The organism is Microcoleus sp. PH2017_24_DOB_U_A, assembly GCF_020738205.1.
GTDB lineage: Bacteria > Cyanobacteriota > Cyanobacteriia > Cyanobacteriales > Microcoleaceae > Microcoleus.
The window spans coordinates 1-5558 of the sequence record NZ_JAEQCT010000186.1 but is presented as its reverse complement, the minus strand read 5'-3'; the positions used below and the strand labels follow the sequence as shown (position 1 = coordinate 5558).

Annotated in this window: 2 protein-coding genes; both read left to right on the top strand. The window is 47.4% G+C overall.

What is annotated here, in order from left to right:
* Positions 1-1661: 1661 nt before the first annotated feature.
* On the top strand, positions 1662-4361 hold the full coding sequence (gene alaS, locus JGK07_RS32620; RefSeq protein WP_293225948.1) for an alanine--tRNA ligase: 2700 nt from the start codon (positions 1662-1664) through the stop codon (positions 4359-4361).
* Between the two features lie 363 nt (positions 4362-4724).
* Positions 4725-5558, top strand: an 834-nt coding sequence (locus JGK07_RS32615) for a tetratricopeptide repeat protein (RefSeq protein ID WP_293199323.1), incomplete at its 3' end; no start/stop codon positions are given.

Below are 5558 nucleotides of genomic sequence, written 5' to 3'. Positions count from 1 at the left end.
AGGGTCTGCTTCCTGCTTCACCCAAGGGAGTCGGCTCGCAACTTGTCCACAGGCGTAAATTCGGATGTAGCCCATCCTAATCCAAAAAACAATTCTAGCTGAAGCTTTTAGCCATGAGTCACCCACTATTTTCAGCCAATTTAACGAGTTGTGGACTTCCTTCTCGACCTTAACAGGCTGGCTAGTCCTGACAGAACTGCGGTTTACAAACCGGATAATTGAGCTTTGGTTTTCGGCATTGCAGATATTATATCAATTCTAGACTTATCTTGTTCAGCGAGCTTTGACTAAGTTTAGATAACTATTTCGCCCTGTAAGTTAACCTCTTGTACTGACTTTTCAATGATATCGCATATTGACAGTGCCTCATGCCAGAGGGCGTCAGCCACGACCAAAAACGCGCGGGCGCGATCGCCCGTTATGTATTATAGATAACTCAAAAGCTCGATCGATCGAGTCACAGCAGTCCGAGCCGAATAGCACGAATAGAGCGTCCCGCTCGAAGTGAGTTCCGCAAGCGAGCGGGGACGCTCGCACCATAACAGACTCGCGAGCGTCCCCGCTCGCAGATAAGAGCTTGTGCACAGATGCTTGCATCGGGATTCTTCCCCGTCTCCCCCTCTCCCCCTCTCCCTCTCTCCCTTTCTCCCCCTCTCCCCCTCTCCCTTTCTCCCCCTCTCCCTTTCTTCCCCGTCTCCCCCTCTCCCCCTCTCTCTTTCTCCCCCTCTTCCCATTTCCCTATAAAAAAGCGTAGGGCCCGATCGACAGCGACCAGACCCAATAATATAAGAATCTTTGATTTTCTAACAAACGAGATGTGTTTCCGGTAGAGAACAATATGCTTACTAGGGTTTACAACTTGTGCAGCTTTACTTTTAATCCGCAAGCACAATAAGTCTGACTCGACTGCGGTTTGGCTTGACTGCGCGATCGGCAGTTTCGCCACTATTCCAAGTTGTGTTCGGTTAATTTCGGCCGCGCCTGGGAATTTAGACCGGAGACACCATGTCTATATCCTTGAACTTTGCTTGTGACGCTCCTACATCAATTGCAAGCAATATGTTGTAGGCATCTGAGTCCTGTTAAGGATATCTAGATCTTCCTTCGAGATACTCCAAAATGTTTCTCTCTACGGCGTTTTATAGTGAGGAACACGTCCAGCCCCACTGTCTTTCCAATATATCAAGGATTGTTTGTTCAGGCTGTGAAGATTTCCCTGTCCTACGGAATCGGTCAACCTTCCATTTTTCACAAACCTGGCTTTCATCCCACCCCAAATTAAAAATTATCGAGAGGGGGTTCCCGCTGAACGGGCTAAATATAGCGACCTCCTGTTTCTTTCTGTCCCGGTGTCTATTGTTAAGTTAGCACGAGCTTTGGGAGGAGTAAAGCACAATTTGTAAAACTTGATAGGTCTTTACATTACTAAGTATAATGATATAAATATCCACATAGATGTAAGTTCTATTGCAATACGCTTGGGCTAAGCCCGATCCCCCCTAGCCCCCCTTAAAAAGGGGGGGACAAGAGTTTTCTCAAAGTCAACCCCTACTCTCCTTTTTAAGGGGGATGCGAGGGGATCTCCGGGCAATAAACACTATTAACTGAAGCGTATTGAGTTCTATTGCTGCTACATCTTTACATACTTAACAGTTTTTGTCATGTCTATTACTCCTAAGTCTCTCGGCGGTAGTCAAATCCGCCAAACATTCCTCGACTTTTACGCCCAGCGGGGACACAAAATCCTGCCGAGTGCTTCTTTGGTGCCCGAAGATCCGACTGTGTTGCTAACGATCGCCGGAATGCTACAATTTAAGCCGATATTTCTCGGACAGCGCACCGCAGAATCACCGCGCGCTACCACTTCACAAAAGTGCATCCGCACCAACGATATCGAAAACGTCGGCCGTACCGCCCGCCACCACACGTTTTTTGAGATGTTGGGGAATTTCAGTTTTGGGGATTATTTCAAGAAACAGGCGATCGCGTGGGCGTGGGAACTTTCCACGGAAGTTTTCGGTTTGTCACCGTCCAATTTAGTTGTTAGCGTTTTCCGAGAAGATGACGAAGCTTTTGCAATTTGGCGCGATGAAATTGGCATTCCGGGCGATCGCATTCAACGCATGGGAGAAGCTGACAATTTCTGGCAATCCGGCCCCACAGGCCCTTGCGGCCCGTGTTCCGAGATTTATTACGATTTCCACCCAGAAAGAGGCGACAATATTGACCTCGAAGATGATAGCAGGTTTATCGAATTTTATAACCTGGTTTTCATGCAGTACAATAAGGATGCAGAGGGCCATTTAACACCGCTGCAAAATCAAAATATTGATACTGGGATGGGATTGGAACGGATGGCGCAAATCCTCCAGAAAGTCCCGAACAATTACGAAACAGATTTGATTTTTCCGATCGTCCAATCGGCGGCGGAAATTGCCGGAATTGATTACCACAATAGCGATGAAAATGTCAAGGTTTCGCTGAAAGTAATTGGCGATCACATTCGGGCTGTGGTGCACATGATTGCGGACGAAATTCGCGCGTCAAATGTCGGCCGCGGTTACATTTTGCGTCGGTTGATTCGCCGGGTGGTGCGCCACGGGCGGCTGATTGGGATTCAGGGCGAATTTACGGTGCGGGTGGCCGAAAGCGCGATCGCCCTTTCGGAAGCAGTTTATCCAAATGTGCGATCGCGCGAAGCTCAAATTAAGGCGGAATTGGCAAGGGAAGAGGCGCAGTTTCTCAAGACTTTGGAACGGGGAGAGAAGCTGCTTGAGGAAATTCTCAAAAAAGCTCTTGTGGAACAGGCGTCTCGCCTGTCGGTTTCTGGGGGCGGGCAGGATGCCCACCCCACAGTAGAAATTTCTGGACAAGATGCGTTCACGCTTTACGATACCTACGGTTTCCCCTTAGAATTGACTCAAGAAATTGCGGAAGAACAGGGAATTACTGTCGATTTAGATGGCTTTGAAGTCGCGATGAAGGAACAGCAAACTCGCGCGAAAGAAGCTCACCAAACCATTGATTTAACTGTGCAGGGTTCCTTGGATAAGTTAGCTGAGAGTATCCAGAAAACAGAGTTTGTTGGCTATACTGAATTGTCAAGTTTAGCTGAAATCAAAGTTATCTTAGTTGACGGCAAAGCTGTGGAATCAGCAGAGGCGGGAACTGAGGTACAAGTTGTTTTGAACCAAACGCCGTTTTATGCAGAATCCGGCGGACAACTTGGGGACAAAGGTTATTTGCAAAGCGGAGAGAATGGTCAGAGTTTGTTGGTGAGAGTTGATGATGTGAAAAAGGAGTCAGATTTCTTCGTGCATTTCGGCTTTGTGGAACGGGGAACCTTAAAAGTTGGCGATAGTTTGACTGCGAAAATTGACAATAGCGGCCGCCGCCGAATTCAAGCCAACCACACAGCAACTCACTTATTACAGTCAGCTTTGAGAAAAATTGTAGACGATTCAATTTCGCAAGCTGGTTCCCTGGTATCGACAGACAGATTGCGGTTTGACTTCAATTCTCCGCGCGCTGTGACAGCAGAAGAGTTGCAGAAAATTGAGGATTTAATTAATAGTTGGATTGCTGAGGCCCACGCTGCGGAAGTTGCCGAAATGCCGATCGCCCAAGCCAGAGAAAAAGGCGCCACAGCCATGTTTGGCGAGAAGTACGGCGACGTGGTGCGGGTTATCGATTTTCCGGGCGTTTCGATGGAATTGTGCGGGGGGACTCACGTCAGCAATACGGCTGAAATCGGGCTGTTTAAGATTGTTTCCGAGGCGGGGGTTGCGGCTGGTACTCGCCGGATTGAGGCGGTTTCGGGTCAAGCTGTTTTGGATTATTTGAATGTGCGTGACAGGGTTGTGCGCGATTTGGGCGATCGATTTAAGGCGAAACCCGAAGAATTGCCCAACCGGATTACTAATTTGCAGAATGAGTTGAAGGATACTCTGAAGCAGTTGGCTGCTGTGAAGTCGGAATTGGCGATCGCGAAATCCGACCAGTTGCTAGCAAAAGCTGAGTCCATTGGCGAGTTCAAAATCATTGTAGCTCAATTGGGTGATGTGGATGCAGAAGCGCTGAAAACTGCGGCGGAAAGATTGCAGCAAAAGTTAGGAAATGCTGCGGTTGTTTTGGCATCAATTCCTGAACCGGACAAGGTAAGTTTGGTAGCAGCTTTTAGTCCAGAAGTTAATAAGAAAGGATTGCAAGCTGGCAAGTTTATCGGGGGAATTGCTCAAATTTGTGGCGGCAAAGGCGGCGGGCGGCCTAATTTGGCCCAGGCTGGGGGACGTGATGCTAGTAAGTTGCAGTCAGCGTTGGAAAGTGCTCGCAATCTGTTAGTTGAAGGGTTGGGTAATTAGGAAGAAACCCGGCGGTTGAAACCGCGTCTACAAAAACAAAACCCACCTCCGTGGGTTGAAGATTTTACCCAATTGATTGAGAGAAACCCGGCGGTTGAAACCGCGTCTACAAAAACAAAACCCGCCTCCGCGGGTTGAAGATTTCATCCAACGATTTTCCATCTCCGAATACCATCTTCGTCCACGGAGGTGGACATCGTTTGTGTAGACGCGGTTTCCAACCGCCGGGGCCTCTGCAATCAACCCGTAATCAATCCGTAAATCACCCCCAAATCCATCCGTTACATCCGCTACAAAATCCGCTGCCGAACTTGCCTTCCCCCAACAAATAATGTAAAATATTCCAAAAATGGGTTGTGCAAAATGAACGAAAAACGCCGCGAAGCCTATCTCAATCTGATTCAATCCCTCCTCAACTCCCCAGAAGACGAACAAATCGCCCTCCTGAAACAGAATCTAGAATTATTAGATGATGGTTTTGCCCGATATCTGCGCGAGTGGGCAACTCAAACTATCGCAGCAATGGAGTCAGAGGAAGCTACAAACATTACTCTTAATATAGTTAAATTCAGTAATTTGATTCAACAGTTTCCGCTGGGTAGCAAAAGTAGCAATATGGAAATTGCCATTGCCGGCTACGAGGCGGGATTGCAAATTTTTAAGCAAGTTACTGATGCCGAACTTTGGGCAACTATTCAAAATAATTTAGCAATTGCTTACAGTAACAGAATCAAGTTCGATAGAGGAGAGAATATCGAACGGGCGATCGAATGTTATCAAGCTGCTTTACAAGTTCTCACCCGCGCTGCTTTGCCCCAAAAATGGGCGAGGACTCAAAATAATTTAGGACTTGCTTACAGTGACAGAATCAAGTTCGATAGAGGAGAGAATATCGAACGGGCGATCGAATGTTATCAAGCTGCTTTACAAGTTCTCACCCGCGATGCTTTGCCCCAAAAATGGGCGATGACTCAAAATAATTTAGGACTTGCTTACAGTGACAGAATCAAGTTCGATAGAGGAGATAATATCGAACGGGCGATCGAATGTTATCAAGCTGCTTTACAAGTTTACACCCGCGATGCTTTGCCCCAAGATTGGGCGATGACTCAAAATAATTTAGGAAGTGCTTACAGTGACAGAATCAAGTTCGATAGAGGAGAGAATATCGAACGGGCGATCGAATGTTATCAAGCT

What these genes read in the sequence shown, in the direction of transcription:
- alaS (WP_293225948.1), top strand. Translation starts at nt 1,662, where the DNA reads ATGTCTATTACTCCTAAGTCTCTCGGCGGTAGTCAAATCCGCCAAACA.